Raw genomic sequence first — 14,734 nt, forward strand, 5'->3', positions numbered from 1 at the left:
GGCTGTCACTTCCCGGCGTGGGGACGGAACTGCTCCGGCCTCACGCCGGTTTCTTTTTGCGGGGCTGGCCCGGCAGCCGCCAGGGGCGGCGCTCGTGTGGCTGGCAGGCCTGCTCGTAATACTTGGAGGGCCCGAGGCTCGCGGCGATACTTGGAGCCATGTGCGGCCGTGTAACCATTCAGACTCCTGCAGTGGAGATCGCGCGTGAGTTCGGCCTGGCCGGCATTCGCTCCGCGATCGAGCGTCCCCGGTTCAATCTCGCTCCCACGCAGCTGATGCCCGTGGTGGCCAATGACGGGCAGCGGATGCTGGATGCGTTCCGCTGGGGGCTCATCCCGTCCTGGGCCAAGGACGCCTCCATCGGCAACAAGCTCATCAACGCGCGCTGCGAGACGGTGGCGGAGAAGCCCAGCTTCCGCTCGGCGCTCAAGCGCAAGCGCTGCCTGCTCCTGGTGGACGGCTTCTACGAGTGGAAGCAGTCCACCAAGCCGAAGACGCCGTTCTTCTTCCACCGCAAGGACCGCAAGCCGTTCGCGATCGCCGGGCTGTGGGAGGAGTGGACGGCTCCGGACACCGGAGAGGTGCTGCGCACCTGCTGCATCATCACCACGGGCCCCAATGGGCTGATGGCGCCCATCCACGACCGGATGCCCGTCATCCTCTCGAAGGAAGGGCAGGAGCAGTGGCTGCGCCCGGAAGCGATGGATGCCGCGCAGCTGCAGCCGCTGCTGGTGCCGTGCGCGGATGACTTCCTCGACTCCTATGAGGTGGCGCGCGTGGTGAACTCGCCCACGAACGACGTGCCGGCCTGCATCGAACGGCTGGCCGCCTGAGGTGCGGGCGTCCGAGCTACGGGCGGCGCCGCAGCTTCGCGTCGACGCTCCACGGGCCCGCGCCGATGAGCGACAGCGCCACGAAGACGGCCAGGTAGAGCAGCGCCTTCTCCGCCTTGGTGAACGGATCGCCCTTGTGGATGAGGTGCTGGTAGAGGGCGACGAGCATGGTGAAGCTCGCCATGGCGGACACGGGCCGGGTGAGGAAGCCCACGGCGATGAGGATTCCGCCGACCAGCTCCGTGAGCGCCGCGCACCAGGCGAAGAAGACGGGGAAGGGGAAGCCGAGCGAGGCGACGCTCTGGGAGAAGTCAGTCACGCCTCCCGACACCTTGCCCCAGCCGTGTCCGAACGCGAGCCCCAGACCGAAGACGACCCGCACCACCGTCCATCCCAGCTCTGCCTGTCTCCCCTGCATCCTGGATTCTCCGCTCGCGCTCGATTCGTGGACCTGGCGTGCCTCAGGGAGTGACGTCGCTGGACGGACCGCGCCTCAGTCCCAGGGCCTTCATCTTCTTATAGAAGTGGCCACGCTCCAGATCGAGCAGACGTGCCGCCTCCGTCACGTTGTCCTGCGTATGCGCCAGCGCGTGGAGGATGATCTCCCGCTCCGCATCCTCCACCTGCTCACGGAAGGTGCGGTCCACTCGCGGACGGAAGCCCGCTGGCGCGGCGGGCTCTGGAGGAGGCGGTGCCACCGGCGCGGCAGCCGTCGGAGCAGGCATGGAGGCCGCCACCGGGAGAGGCGGAGGCGCGGAGGGGAGGGCGCTCACGGGCACCGCCGATGAGGCCTGGCCACGGCCGCGCGGCAGCAGCTCCAGCGCCTCCGTGCCCGAGACGACCGGGCCCTCGCAGAGGATGGCCAGCCGCTCCACCAGGTTGCGCAGCTCCCGCACGTTGCCCGGGTAGTCGTAGGAGGCCATCACCGAGAGCGCCTCCGGCGAGAGCTTCAGCGGCTTGCGCCCGTTGCGCGCGCACGCCTCCTTCAGGAAGGTGTCGATCAGGTCCGGCAGGTCCTCGCGCCGCTCGCGCAGCGGAGGCGCGTGAATCTGCACCACGTTGATGCGGTAGTAGAGGTCCTCGCGGAAGTGGCCCCCGGCGATCTCCTTCTCCAGGTTCTTGTTCGTCGCGGCGATGACGCGCACGTCCACCTTGATCGTCTCCGCCCCGCCCACGCGCTCCAGCTCGCCCTCCTGCAGCACCCGCAGCAGCTTGGCCTGCATGGCCGCCGGCATGTCGCCAATCTCGTCCAGGAACAGCGTCCCCTCGTGCGCCAGCTCGAACTTGCCGCGCCGCACGCTCACCGCGCCCGTGAAGGCGCCCTTCTCGTGGCCGAACAGTTCGCTCTCGATGAGCTCGTGCGGCACCGCCGCGCAGTTGAGCTTCACGAACGGGCCCGCCTTGCGCCGCGAGTTCTGGTGCAGCGCGCGCGCGATCAGCTCCTTGCCCGTGCCGTTCTCGCCGGTGATGAGCACCCGGCCCTCGGACGGCGCCGTGCGCTGGATGAGCGAGAAGATGCGCTGCATGGCCGGCCCCGTGCCCACCATGTCATAGCGGCCCAGCTGCGCCCGAAGCTCCTGCAGCTCCTCGATGACTGCCTGGTGCTTGAGCGCGTTGCGCAGCGCCACCAGCAGCCTGTCCCGCGCGATGGGCTTCTCCAGGAAGTCCCGCGCCCCCAGCTGCGTGGCCTTCACCGCCGTGTCGATGGTGCCGTGCCCCGACATCATGATGACGGGCAGCTCCGGCTTCATCTCGTGCAGCCGGGCCAGCGCCGTCAGCCCGTCCATGTCCGGCATCTTCACGTCCATCAGCACCGCGTCCACCGGCCTGGCGGAGATGACATCCAGCGCCACCTGCCCCGAGCTCGCCAGCTCCGTCCGGTAGCCTGCCAGCTGGAGGGACTGGCTCAGCGTGAGCAGGATGTTCTTCTCGTCGTCGACAATCAGGACGGACGCTGGCATGGGTCGTGGACCTCGGACTTCAGGGTGTGGCCGCCGGGCCACACTGTTCGAGAAAGGGCTTTGTGTTTCAAGGACTTCGGCCGTGCGGGGTTCAGCCGGATGCAAGGTCGCGGCCGGGACAAATTGCTTTGACTCACTCGGCGTCTTGAGACTACACGCGGCGACCTGAAGCCCGTCCCTGGACGGGCATCTCAACGAATCTTCTGGAGGGAACGATGCGGCGAATTTCGATGGTGGCAGGGCTCGCTCTCGCCATGGCGCTCATGACGGGCTGTCCGAAGCCCTATCCCAACTGCGAGAACGACGAGGCCTGCAAGGAGCACGGCGAGGTCTGCGTCCAGGGCACCTGCCAGGAGTGCGCCACCGACACCAACTGCAAGGAAGGCTTCACCTGCCAGGCCAACAAGTGCGTGCCCAAGGGCCCCGAGTGCTCCACGGACACCCAGTGCGGCTCGGGCCGCATCTGCGAGGCCGGCAAGTGCGCCCCCGCCCAGTGCAAGGGTGACGACCAGTGCAACGGCGGCAAGTGCCAGAACGGCCGCTGCCAGACGGCTCCGGGCACCTGCTCCACCAGCGCCGACTGCGGCGAGGGCCAGGAGTGCCAGGCGGGCAAGTGCGTGTCGGCCGGCGCCAAGGAGTGCAACTGGGACGCGGTGCGCTTCGGCTTCAACGAGGCCACCCTCACCTCCGAGTCCCAGGGCCGCCTGTCCGAGCTGGCCGACTGCATCAAGGCCACCAAGGTGACGGGGAAGATCACCCTCGAGGGCCACGCCGACGAGCGCGGCACCGAGGAGTACAACCTCCAGCTCTCCAACCGCCGCGCCGCCGCCGTCAAGCGCTACCTCACCGACCTGGGCCTCCCCGCCCGCAGCCTGGACACCGTGGGCTTCGGCGAGGCTCGCCCGGTCAACCAGGCGTCAGACGAGGAAGCGTGGTCGCAGAACCGCCGCGTCGAGTTTCGCCGCTGATCTGAGGTAGGCTCCCGCCCGATGGGCGTTTCTGAGTCCGAAGGGCGACAATCCTACCTTGTATTTGCATGTGGTAGCAGCTGGTACGCGGTACCTGCGGAGAGCGCGGCGGAGGTGGTCACCTTCCCGGAGCTCACGCGGGTACCGGGTGCACCGGCCTACCTGCTGGGCGTCTTCGCGCACCGGGGCGAGGTCATCCCCGTAGTGGACATAGGGCTGCTGGTGGGAACCGGCAGCCAGTCCACGCGGCGCGCGGTGCTCGTCCGGCTGCCGCGTGGCTCGCTGGCGCTCACGGCCAGCACCGTGGCGGGTGTGTCCCTGGTGTCCGGCAGCCTGGAGCCGCTGGGAGCCAGCGGCGTCCACCTGCACCTGCGAGGCCCCGCCAAGGGCGCCCAGCGGGACGTGGCGGTGATTGATGCCGAAGGGCTCTTCGATCACCTCAGCCAGGGGGCCTGAGCCATGGTGGGCTTGCGCGTCAGCGGGACACTCCTGTGCCATGCCGGTCCGTACCGCATCGCGTTCCCCGCGGTGGACGTGGCCGTCATCGACGCGCCCGCGCTCCATGCGGGGCGCGCGCGCTCGGCGCGCCAGGCCTTCGGCGAGCCCGGCGGCGCGTCGCGGGTGCTGCTGGCTCCCTCGGGTGAGACGGTGGGCGTGGACACGCTGGAGATCGACGCGGAGATGCACCGCGTGCTGCCCATGCCGGCGGTGATGCAGCGCATGGCGGGCGGCAGCCTGCTGGGGTTCATCTCCGTGCGCGGGATGCTCTGGCCGCTGGTGCGGCTGGTGGAGTTCGAGCACTACCTGGCCAGCGCCTCCCGGGAGGCCGCATGAGCAAGACCTCGGGGTTGATCGGGCTGACGCGGTGGCTGACCCGCCCGTCCTGGCTGGGCGGCGGTGTGGGCGTGGTGCTCGCGCTGACGCACGGGCAGCTGGAGTACTCGCCACCCGAGGGGGCGTGGGTCCGCTTCCTCACGCTGGTGGCGCTGGCGGTGGGGCTGAACCTGGCCCTCACGCGCCTGCTCGGGCGGCGGGCCACGCGGGTGCTGAGGTCCGTGGAGCAGGGCCGGCTGCCCTCCACGCCCGAGACGCTGCGCCAGGCGCTCCAGGAGGCGCGCGCCATCCCCGAGCGCTGCTTCTGGTACACGCTGCTGGGGTGGCTGGGGGGCACGCTGCTGGTGTCCCTGGCGTTTCCGCCGCTGGTGCAGCAGCCGTGGCTCTTGAGCGTGCGCATCGCGCTGGTGGTGCTGGCGCTGGGGCCGCTGAGCGCGCTGCTCGTCTACCTGCTGGTGGTGCGCCGCAGCCGCACCGCCGCCGAGCGCATCGCCCACGAGGGGCTGTCCGCGCTGGAGGTCATCACCGCGGTGCCTCCCCAGCGGCAGAACATCCGCCGGCGGCTGCTCATCTTCACCGCCATCGCGGTGCTCTGCCCGTCGCTCTTCATCCTGGACGTCTCCGTGTCGCGCGCGGTGCGGGTGATGGATGAGATCCTCCAGGCCGGCAGCCACGCGGCCCAGCAGGAGGTGGTGGCCCAGGCGCACAGCGATCACAACCTGGCGCTGGGGCTGCTGTCGGGGCTCGTCATCCTGCTGGTGCTGGGGACTTCCTACGCCGCGGGCGCCGCCCTCTCCGAGCCGCTGAGCGCCATCACCGAGGACGCCACGCGCATCGCCAGGGGAGACCTGCGCCCGCCGCGCGTCATCCCCGCCGAGGACGAGGTGTGGGCCGCCTCCGCCGCCTTCGTGCAGATGCAGGCCCAGCTGGGGCAGGCGCTGGCGCAGATGCGGCGCGCGGGTATGCAGATCTCCAGCACCACCGAGCAGCTGGTGGCCACCTCCTCCGAGCAGGAGATGGGCGCGGACGAGCAGTCCAGCTCGCTCAACGAGACGAGCGCCACCACGGAGGAGCTGGCCCGGAGCGCGCAGCAGATCGCCGGCAACGCCGAGTCCGTGGCGGGCATCGCCGAGCGGACGTTCGCCGCGGCCCAGGGGGGCCAGCGCAACGCGGCGGCCTTCCTCACCGCCATGCAGCGGATGAAGGAGGACAACCAGTCCATCGCGGACGCGGTGGTGCGGCTCAACAAGCGGGTGCAGCAGATCGGCAAGGTGGTCGAGTTCATCAACGAGATCGCCGACAAGACGGACCTGCTGGCGCTCAACGCGGAGCTGGAGGGCACCAAGGCGGGCGAGGTGGGCCGGGGCTTCTCGCTGGTGGCCGCGGAGATGCGCCGCCTGGCCGAGAACGTCATCCGCTCCACGCGCACCATCGAGCAGCTCATCGAGGAGATCCGCGACGCCACCCACGCGGCGGTGATGGCCACCGAGGCGGGGCTGAAGACGACCGAGGCCGGCACGCTGCTGGCCGCGCAGGTGGACGAGAGCCTGAGCCTCATCCTCGAGCTGGCGCGGCAGACGTCCCACGCGGTGCGCTCCATCTCGCTGGCCACGCAGCAGCAGCAGACGGGCACCGACCAGCTCGCCGCCGCCATGGGCGACATCCTCCGCGTGACGGAGCAGAACGCCTCGGCGACCAAGCAGATGGTGGCGGCCAACAGCGATCTGTCCTCGCTGGCCCGGGACTTGAAGCTCGTGGTGGAGCGCTTCCAACTGGCCGGGAGAGAGGGCTAGCCGATGAGCACCGGTGGCACGACGCGGCGGGCTTCCTTCAGCCGGCACCTGGTGAGGCCCGTGCCCGTGGGCAACCTCGTGGGCGCGGCGCTGGCCTACTACTACGCCTCGCTGACCATGGCGGAGAAGCTGGCCAGGGCCTTCCCGCTCTTCAAGTCCCTGGGCGTGGTGGCCTGCGTGCTCGCCACGCTGGCCGGGGGCGGCATGCTGCTGCGGCGGCTGCGCGTGCTGCGCGGCCTGGAGCGCGGCGACCTGTCTCCCAGCTCGGAGAACCTGGCGCGGGCCGCGGTCGAGGCCACGAGCGCCGCGGATGCGACGTTCGTCAAGTCGCTGATGATGTGGCTCGGCTCCACGGTGGTGCTGGGCGTGCTGGTGAGCACGGTGGGTGGGGTGGGCTGGCGCGCGGGCATGGGCGTGGCCTGCCTGGGGCTGCTGTTCGGGCCCATCACCGCGCTGCTCGTCCACTGCATGGTGACGCTGCGGGCGCGCCAGGTGGTGCTGTGGCTGAGCGAGCTCGGGCTGAGCCACTCGCAGATCGTCTCCGCCATGCCCCGGCGCGCGCAGATCCGCGTCCGGCTGGTGCTCTTCACCGCCATCGCCGTGGTGACGCCCGCGGTGCTCTCCTCCAACCTCGCCTCGGCCCTGGCGGAGCATGCCTATGAGGCGGTGCTCGCCACGCCGGAGCCGCAGCAGGCGCAGCGCGTGCAAGAGCTGCGCATGGAGGCCCTCACCTCCGGCGGGGCGCTGTGTCTGCTCGTGTTCGGGCTGGCGCTCACCACCGCGTACCTGGGTGGCACGCTGGTGGGGCGTCCCATCCGCCAGCTCGCCGACGAGGCGCGGCGCATCGCGGATGGGAACCTGGCGACGCCGCGGCTCATCCCCGCCGAGGACGAGGTGTGGGGCGTGTCCGCCGCGTTCGCGATGATGCGGGCGCACCTGGCGGACGTGCTCTCGCAGCTGCAGCGCGCGGGCGCGCAGATCAGCGCCACCACGGAGGAGATCCTCGCCACCTCGGGCCGCTACGAGGCCGGGGCCGCCGAGCAGGCCAGCTCGCTGGACGAGACGAGCGCCACCACGGAGGAGCTGGCCCGGAGCGCTCGGCAGATCGCGGAGAACGCCGGCTCGGTGGCGGAGATCGCCCAGCGCACGCTCGGGGCGGCGCAGGGAGGGCAGGGCAGCGCGGAGGCCTTCCTCGCCTCCATGAGCCGCATGCGCAACGACAACCAGGCCATCGCCTCGGCCGTCACCCGGCTCAACAAGCGCGTGCAGCAGATCGGCAAGATCGTCGAGTTCATCAACGGCGTGGCCGACAAGTCGGACCTGCTGGCGCTCAACGCGGAGCTGGAGGGCACCAAGGCGGGCGAGGTGGGCCGGGGCTTCTCGCTGGTGGCCGCGGAGATGCGCCGCCTGGCCGAGAACGTGCTGGAGTCCACCAAGGAGATCGAGGGGCTCATCGAGGAGGTGCGTGAGGCCTCGCGCGCGGCGGTGGCGGCCACCGAGGGCGGCGTGCGCGCCACGGAGACGGGCACCTCCCTGGCGCAGCAGGTGTCCGAGTCGCTCAAGCAGATCCTCGATCTGGCCGGGCAGACGTCGGACGCGGTGCGCTCCATCTCGCTGGCCACGCAGCAGCAGCAGACGGGCACCGACCAGCTCGCCGACACCATGGCGGACATCCTCCGCATCACCCAGCAGAGCCTGAACGCCACCAAGCAGGTGAGCACGGCCAACGGGGATCTGCTGGTGCTCGCGCTGGATCTGCGCAACGTGGTGGAGCGCTTCCAGATCAGCCAGCCGCCGCCGAGGAGCGAAGGGTGACTCCCCGCGACAGGCTGCTCAAGCAGTTCCGCGACCTGGTCGGGGTGCGCATGGAGCGCATCAACCGCGCCATCGTGGAGCTGGAGTCCGGAGGCAACGTGGAGACGGGGCGCAAGGCGCTCCGAGAGCTCCACGGCCTCAAGGGCGAGGCCCGGATGATGGGCTTCGACAGCATCAACGTGCTCGTCCACGAGATGGAGGAGCTGGTCCGCTCCAGCGAGGTTGCCCAGTACGCCCTCTCCCACGAGTCCGCCGACGCGCTCCTGAAGTCCGCGGACGCGGTGACGGTGCTCTCGGGCCTGGTGGCCTCGGAAGAGGCTCCCGAGGTGGAGAAGCTGGTGTCTTGGCTCCGGGAGCGCACCAAGGTGGAGCAGACCCAGCTCGGCAGCGGCGTCCCCGAGCCCGTGCTGCTGCCCGCCGTGCCGAAGCCGATTGTGCCCGAGAAGGCGCCGCCCGCGGCTCCCCCGGCGACGGCTTCGCCGCCTGCCTCCCGGCAGACTCCGAGCCCGGTTCCTTCCACGCCTCGGAGCCCTCTTCCGGCCGCCCCGGCTCCGACGGCCTCGCCTCCGACGGCCTCGCCTCCGGCAGCGGCTTCCGGGACTCCGGGCGGGCCGTCCACCTCCGCGCCTGCCACCACCCCGGGCTCGGGCCCTGCAGGCACGAGCCGCCAGCCCGCTGCCAGCACATGGCCGCAGGCGCCCACCCGCTCCGCGGGGGCCGCCACTTCCGGGGCGGGGCCGTCCGGAGCGCCCGCTGCAGCGGCCCAGACTTCGCGGCCGGAGATGCGCGCGGACAGCTCGGTGCGCATCGACGTGGGCAGCCTGGATCTGCTCACCAGCGCCGCCACCAACCTCTCCCAGGTGGCGCGCCGCCGGGAGCTGGCCAACACCCGCCGCCTGGCCCTGGCCCGGGAGCTGGCCCAGCTCGCCCGCGAGGCGGAGGATCTGGGGCCGGCGGGCTCGGCGCTCGCCGCCAAGCTGAGCAAGGCCAAGGATGAGGCCGCCGCGCTCCACCGCGAGTCGAAGCTGCTGGCCAACGAGGAGCTGAGGGATTTGGGGCAGGTGGTCGAGGAGGTGCAGCGCATCCGCATGCTGCCGCTCTCGGTCCTCTTCGAGCCCTATCCGCGCGTGGTGCGCGACATGGCCCGGGAGCTGGGCAAGGAAGTGGACCTGGTGGTGGACGGCGAGGACACCCGCGCCGACCGCGCCGTCGTCGAGGCGCTGCGCGAGCCGCTGCTCCACCTCATCCGCAACGCGCTGGATCACGGCCTGGAGACCCGGGTGGATCGCGTGGCGGCGGGCAAGCGCCCCAAGGGGTGTCTGACGCTGCGCGCCTCGCGCGAGGGCAACCGCATCGTCCTGCGGGTGGAGGACGACGGCCTGGGCCTGGACACGGCGATGCTGCGCAAGGTGGCCGTGCGCAAGGGCTTCCTGGACGAGATGGCCGCTGGCGCCCTCACCGAGGCTCAGGCCCGCGAGCTCATCTTCCTCTCCGGCTTCTCCTCCCGCGAGGAAGTCACCCACATCTCCGGGCGAGGCGTGGGGCTGGATGCCGTGCGCACCGCGGTGCAGACCCTGGGCGGGGACGTGGGCGTCGAGTCCGCGCCGGGCTGGGGCACCATCTTCGAGATCCGCGTCCCCGTCTCCCTCACGGTGGCGCCGCTGCTCTTCGTGAAGGCGGGGGACGAGACGCTGGCCCTGAGCGCCGCCCACGTCACCCGGGCGCTCAAGCTGGACCTCTCCGCGATGACGGAGCTGGCCGGGCGGCCGGCGCTGGACGTGGACGGCCGGGTGCTGCCCTTCGGCCACCTCTCCTCGCTGCTCGGACTGGCCCCGGAGCGCCGCCCGTCCGAGGGAGAGCTGGTGCTCGTGGTCCGCAGCCAGGGCGCCACCGCCGCGCTGTCGGTGGAGCGGGTCCTCGAGGAGCGCGTCCAGGCCATCCTCCCCCTGCGGGGGCTGCTGGGCCGCTTTGGACACCTCACCGGCGCCACCACCCTGGCGGACGGTCGGCTGGCGATGGTGCTGTCGGCCGCCTACCTGACGGCTGGCGCCCACGGCTCGCTCTCCGTCCGCCTGCCGCGCGCGGCCGCCCGGGCTCCCGAAATCCACCGTCGGCGGATTCTGGTCGTGGATGACTCACCCCTCACCCGCGAGCTCATCTCCGCGCTCCTGGAGGCGGTGGGGTACGACATCGTCGCCGCCGCGGACGGCGCCGAGGCCCTCCACCTGCTCACCCAGACCCAGGTGGACCTGGTGGTGACGGACCTGGAGATGCCCGGCCTGGACGGCCTGGAACTCACCCGCCAGCTCAAGGGGCATGACACCCTTAACCGACTCCCGGTCATCATCCTCACCACGCGTGGAGGGGAGGAGGACCGCAAGAAGGGGTTGGCGGCGGGGGCCAACGGCTACATCACCAAGGGCGATCTGGTCCGGCAGGACCTGGTGGACGTGGTGAAGCGCCTGCTGGGGTAAAGGGCACCCTGAGACAGGCGACTCCATTGGGTATACTCCTGGTGGCGCGCACGGGGTATGCACAGGTAATGGGCAAGAAAGTGTCGGTGCTGGTGGTCGATGACTCGCTCATCTGCCGACAGCTCATCTGCGAAGCACTGGGCCAGGACCCGGATCTCACGGTCGTGGGCACGTGCGTGGACGGCAAGGAAGCGCTGGCGCGCGTCAAGGAGCTGCGCCCCAACGTCGTCACCATGGATGTGGACATGCCGGTGATGGACGGGCTCACCGCCGTGGAGCACATCATGGCTGAGTGCCCCACCCCCATCCTGGTGCTCACCGCGGATCCGCGGCAGCAGGCGCCGGAGCTGACGTGCCGGGCGCTGGAACTGGGCGCGCTGGGGCTGCGCGTCAAGCCGTCCATCGACGATGGGCTGGAGGCGTGGAACCTGGCCAAGGAGCTGAAGCTGCTGGCCTCGGTGCGGGTGATCCGCCACCTGCGAGGCCCCAAGCGCATCACTCCGCCGGTGCGCAACGAGCTGCCCTCGCTGCTGCCGCCGAGCATGGGCATGGTGGCGGTGGCCGCCTCGACGGGCGGGCCGCAGGTGCTGCACCGGATGCTGTCGGAGCTGCCGGCGGACTTCCCGGCGCCCATCGCCATCGTCCAGCACATCAACGCGGCGTTCGCCGAGTCGCTGGCGGGCTGGCTGGCCAACTCCTGCCGCCTGAAGGTCCGGCTGGCGCAGGACGGCGAGCTGCTGATGCCGGGGCACGTGCTGATCGCCCCGCCGGGCATGCACATGGTCATCCCGTTCCGGGGGCGCGTGGCGCTCAAGCCGGGCGTGGAGCGCGACGGGCACATGCCGTCGGCCACGGTGCTCCTGGAGAGCGCGGCCAAGGCGTACGGGCGGCGCGCGCTGGGCGTCATCCTCACCGGCATGGGCGAGGACGGCGCGGCGGGCATGCTCGCCATCAAGCAGGCCGGAGGGTTCACGATCGCTCAGAACGAGGAGTCTTGCGTCGTGTTCGGCATGCCGGGCGCGGCCGTGGAGCGCAACGCGGTGGATCACCTCGTCCATGGGGACGAGGTGGCCGCGGCGCTGATACGGCTGTCGCGCGGTGAAGCCCTCGCCCAGGGGCGGTGACGGCGTGACGTCGGCTCGGCCAGGCTCGCTCATCCACGCGTACATCACCACGCGGACGGGCATGGCCCTGAGTGACAACCAGAGGCGCAGGCTGGACGAGCGGCTGGCGGTGCTCCGGGGCTCGCTCTCGGAGCAGCAGTACCTGATGCACCTGCAGTCCGCGTCGGGCGCGGCGGAGCTGTCCACGCTCATCTCCGTGGTGGCCGTCCACAAGACGGACCTGTTCCGGGACGAGGTGCAGCTGGGGGACTTCCGCACCCAGGTGCTCGTGCCGCTGGTGGCGAAGTCGGCGGGGCGGCCGCTGCGCTTCTGGAGCGCGGGCTGCGCCACGGGCGAGGAGGTGGCCACGCTCCTGATGATGCTCGACGAGGCGGGGGCGGATCCGGGCAGCTCGGTGCTGGGGACGGACATCTCCGAGGCGGCGCTCAACCGGGCGCGGACGCTGAGCTTCTCCGCGGAGCAGGTGCGCCGGCTGCCGGCCGTGCTCCGCGAGCGCTACTTCATGCCCGACGGCTCGCGCAGCCTGCTGGTGCCGGAGCTGCGCGAGCGCGCCAACTTCCATCTCCACAACCTGATGGAGACGCCGTACCCCACCGCCGGCGGCAACGAGGGCTTCGACGTCATCTTCTGCCGCAACGTCCTCATCTACTTCACGGCGGAGGCGTTCGAGCGGGTGGTGCTCGCGCTGGCGGAGCGGCTCGCGCCCGGGGGGACGCTGGTGCTCTCCGCCGCGGAGCCGCTGCTGCAAGCCCCGCCCAGCCTGCGCGTCATCCGCAGCGAGCACGCCTTCTTCTATGTGCGCACGCCGAACCTGCTGGCGGCACCTTCGTCCCGGCACCTGCTGACGGGAGGGGGCGCGAGCGAGCCGTTCTCGTCCGGCCTCGAGCGCCGCAGGGACGCGGGGGCCTTTCCGGTGGTAGCGCCCTCGGCGCCTTCGGAGCGTCCGCGGGAGCAGGGGGCCGCGCCGCCCCAGCCACCCCCTGCTCCAGCGCCCGAGTGGCCGAAGGAGACAGGGGCTCCTCCAGGTCCGCCTCCCACGACGAGCGGCGAGCCTCGGAGGGACTCCGGGCGCTACGCCACGGTGCCGGGTGAGCCGCGGAGGGACTCCGGGCGCTACGCCACGGTGGGGACGGAGCCTCGGCGGGACTCGGGGCGCTACGCCAGCGTACCGGGTGAGCCGAGGCGTGAATCGGGCAGCTACGCCACGGTGCCGGGTGAGCCGCGGAGGGACTCGGGGCGCTACGCCACGGTGGGGACGGAGCCTCGGCGGGACTCCGGGCGCTACGCCAGCGTGCCGGGTGAGCCTCGGCGGGACTCCGGGAGCTTTGCCACGGTTGCTCCCGAGCCTCGGCGTGAATCGGGGAGCCATGCCACCGTGTCTCCCGAGCCACGGCGTGACTCGGGCCGCCATGCCGCCGTGCCTTCCGGCTCGTGGCCCGCTGGCAGTCCCCAGTCCGGCTCGTTCCCAGCGGTCATGCCCTCCGAGGGGTATGGCGCCCCGGATGGGTCCGAGGAGCACCCGCTGCTCGCCGAGGCCGACAGCCTCTTCGCCCAGGTGCTCGACGGGGTAGGGGAGACGGACTCGCAGACGGAGGACTACCTGCGGCGCTGCCTGGCGCTGGATCCGGACCTCTCCGCCGCGCGCTACCTGCTGGGAATGCTGCTGGAGCTGCGGGAGGCGTTCGCCGAGGCCGCCTCCGAGTACCGCCGCGCCCTGCGCTCCCTGGAGGACGGCCGGGCGCGCCACACCCCCTTCTTCCTCAACCACTCCCGCCTCCGGGTGGCCTGCGCGAAGGCCATCGAGCGCATGGAGGGGGGCGGCAAGCCCCGCTGACGGGCGGGCAGGCGACAGAGCCTGTGAGAAGGATCGGACGCGCGCGGGTTTTGGCCTTAAGATGCGCCCCCTTATGAGAAGGCTCGCCCTGCTCTCCCTGCTCGCTCTCTCGGGCTGCTTCTACCCAGCCGACCGCGGCCGTGCGCTCGAGGCCAAGGTCGACAGGCTCAGCGCGGACAACACCCGGCTCAACGAGGAGCTGAAGCAGGCGCGCGAGCAGCTCGCCGCCACGCTGCCTCGCATCGACGAGAAGGTCGCCCAGGTCACCCAGGCGCTGGACAGCCTGGAGAAGGGCTCGCGCCGCAACGACGCGGACATCGGCATCCAGCTGCAGAAGACGGTGGAGGACCTTGCGAACCTGCGCGGGCAGGTGGAGACGTACCTCTACCGCATTGGCGAATTGGAGACGGCGCTCGGCCGGCTCACCTCCGAGGCGGAGAAGAAGCAGCTGTCGCAGCAGGGGCCGGACGCGCTGAAGGAGGCCGAGGCCAGGAAGCAGGCCGAGACCCTGAAGCGTCCGGAGGACAAGAAGGAGTTCCTGGCGCTGGCCCAGGACAAGGCGAAGGCGGGGGAGTTGCCCCTGGCGCGCCAGCTCTACTCGGAGTTCATGAAGAAGTGGGCCAAGGATCCCCTCATGGGCGAGGCCCACTTCGGCCTGGGAGAGACGTACTTCACCGAGGAGAAGTGCCGCGAGGCCCTCTTCGAGTACGGCAAGGTCATCCAGGACTTCGCGAAGACGCCGTCCGCGCCGCGGGCGTACCTGCGCTCCTCGGACTGCTTCGCGAAGCTGAAGATGACGGAGGAGTCCCGGCTGGCGCTGGAGGAGCTCATCAAGAGCTTCCCCAAGTCCGAGGAAGCCAAGACGGCCAAGACGAAGATCGCCGAGCTGGACAAGGCGAAGAAGAAGCCGGCGCCGGCACCGGCGCCCGCGAAGAAGGGAACCAAATGAGACTGGGTCGCCTGGCGCTCGCCGCGCTGGCGTTGCTGCTCGTGCCCTTCGTGGCCGGCGCGGCGCCGAAGAACGTGGTGCTGCTCTTCACCGGAGACAATGGGGGCGAAATCGCCCCCTGTGGTTGAATCCACAACCCGTCTGGCGGT

General features: G+C 71.0%; 13 protein-coding genes. 11 read left to right on the top strand and 2 right to left on the bottom strand.

Annotated features, from left to right (window positions below; translation table 11 throughout):
• The first annotated feature begins 158 nt into the window (after positions 1-158).
• Positions 159-833, top strand: coding sequence for an SOS response-associated peptidase (locus tag KY572_RS17135; RefSeq protein ID WP_224243776.1), 675 nt, complete (start codon positions 159-161; stop codon positions 831-833).
• A gap of 16 nt (positions 834-849) precedes the next feature.
• On the opposite strand, the gene KY572_RS17140 is transcribed toward KY572_RS17135, so the two are convergent.
• Both KY572_RS17140 and KY572_RS17145 read right to left on the bottom strand, forming a co-directional pair.
• The gene (locus KY572_RS17140; protein WP_224243777.1) at positions 850-1,251 is read right to left on the bottom strand and encodes a DoxX family protein; all 402 of its coding nucleotides are present in this window, start codon (positions 1,249-1,251) and stop codon (positions 850-852) included.
• A 43-nt stretch (positions 1,252-1,294) separates the two neighbouring features.
• Positions 1,295-2,794: a sigma-54-dependent transcriptional regulator gene (locus tag KY572_RS17145; protein ID WP_224243778.1), complete on the bottom strand. Its 1,500-nt coding sequence runs from the start codon at positions 2,792-2,794 to the stop codon at positions 1,295-1,297.
• Between the two features lie 215 nt (positions 2,795-3,009).
• Between KY572_RS17145 and KY572_RS17150 the strand changes: the two genes are divergently transcribed.
• The 10 genes from KY572_RS17150 (at position 3,010) to KY572_RS47230 (ending at position 14,713) form a co-directional block, all read left to right on the top strand.
• Entirely contained in the window at positions 3,010-3,762 is a 753-nt protein-coding gene (locus KY572_RS17150; protein WP_224243779.1) for an OmpA family protein, read from the top strand.
• Positions 3,763-3,783: 21 nt separating this feature from the next.
• Positions 3,784-4,218, top strand: coding sequence for a chemotaxis protein CheW (locus KY572_RS17155; RefSeq protein WP_224243780.1), 435 nt, complete (start codon positions 3,784-3,786; stop codon positions 4,216-4,218).
• A 3-nt stretch (positions 4,219-4,221) separates the two neighbouring features.
• Positions 4,222-4,596 (top strand): protein CrdC, encoded by a 375-nt coding sequence (locus tag KY572_RS17160; RefSeq protein ID WP_224243782.1) that lies wholly within the window; start codon positions 4,222-4,224, stop codon positions 4,594-4,596.
• The gene (locus tag KY572_RS17165) at positions 4,593-6,389 is read left to right on the top strand and encodes a methyl-accepting chemotaxis protein (RefSeq protein WP_224243784.1); all 1,797 of its coding nucleotides are present in this window, start codon (positions 4,593-4,595) and stop codon (positions 6,387-6,389) included. Before KY572_RS17160 ends, KY572_RS17165 begins: the two co-directional genes overlap by 4 nt.
• Positions 6,390-6,392: 3 nt before the next feature.
• Complete coding sequence (locus tag KY572_RS17170; protein WP_224243786.1) at positions 6,393-8,204, top strand: methyl-accepting chemotaxis protein; 1,812 nt, start codon at positions 6,393-6,395, stop codon at positions 8,202-8,204.
• Positions 8,201-10,678: a hybrid sensor histidine kinase/response regulator gene (locus tag KY572_RS17175; RefSeq protein ID WP_224243788.1), complete on the top strand. Its 2,478-nt coding sequence runs from the start codon at positions 8,201-8,203 to the stop codon at positions 10,676-10,678. Before KY572_RS17170 ends, KY572_RS17175 begins: the two co-directional genes overlap by 4 nt.
• A 68-nt stretch (positions 10,679-10,746) precedes the next feature.
• Positions 10,747-11,802: a chemotaxis-specific protein-glutamate methyltransferase CheB gene (gene cheB / locus KY572_RS17180; protein ID WP_224243790.1), complete on the top strand. Its 1,056-nt coding sequence runs from the start codon at positions 10,747-10,749 to the stop codon at positions 11,800-11,802.
• A 4-nt stretch (positions 11,803-11,806) separates the two neighbouring features.
• Positions 11,807-13,636 carry a CheR family methyltransferase gene (locus KY572_RS17185; protein WP_224243792.1) on the top strand — a complete coding sequence of 610 codons (1,830 nt, stop codon included), beginning with the start codon at positions 11,807-11,809 and terminating at the stop codon, positions 13,634-13,636.
• 73 nt (positions 13,637-13,709) lie between these two features.
• Positions 13,710-14,585 (top strand): tetratricopeptide repeat protein, encoded by an 876-nt coding sequence (locus tag KY572_RS17190; protein ID WP_224243793.1) that lies wholly within the window; start codon positions 13,710-13,712, stop codon positions 14,583-14,585.
• Positions 14,582-14,713 (top strand): hypothetical protein, encoded by a 132-nt coding sequence (locus tag KY572_RS47230; RefSeq protein ID WP_263451723.1) that lies wholly within the window; start codon positions 14,582-14,584, stop codon positions 14,711-14,713. The genes KY572_RS17190 and KY572_RS47230 overlap by 4 nt, the downstream gene beginning before the upstream one ends.
• Positions 14,714-14,734 lie beyond the last annotated feature (21 nt).

The organism is Hyalangium gracile (genome assembly GCF_020103725.1).
GTDB classification, from domain to species: Bacteria; Myxococcota; Myxococcia; order Myxococcales; family Myxococcaceae; genus Hyalangium; species Hyalangium gracile.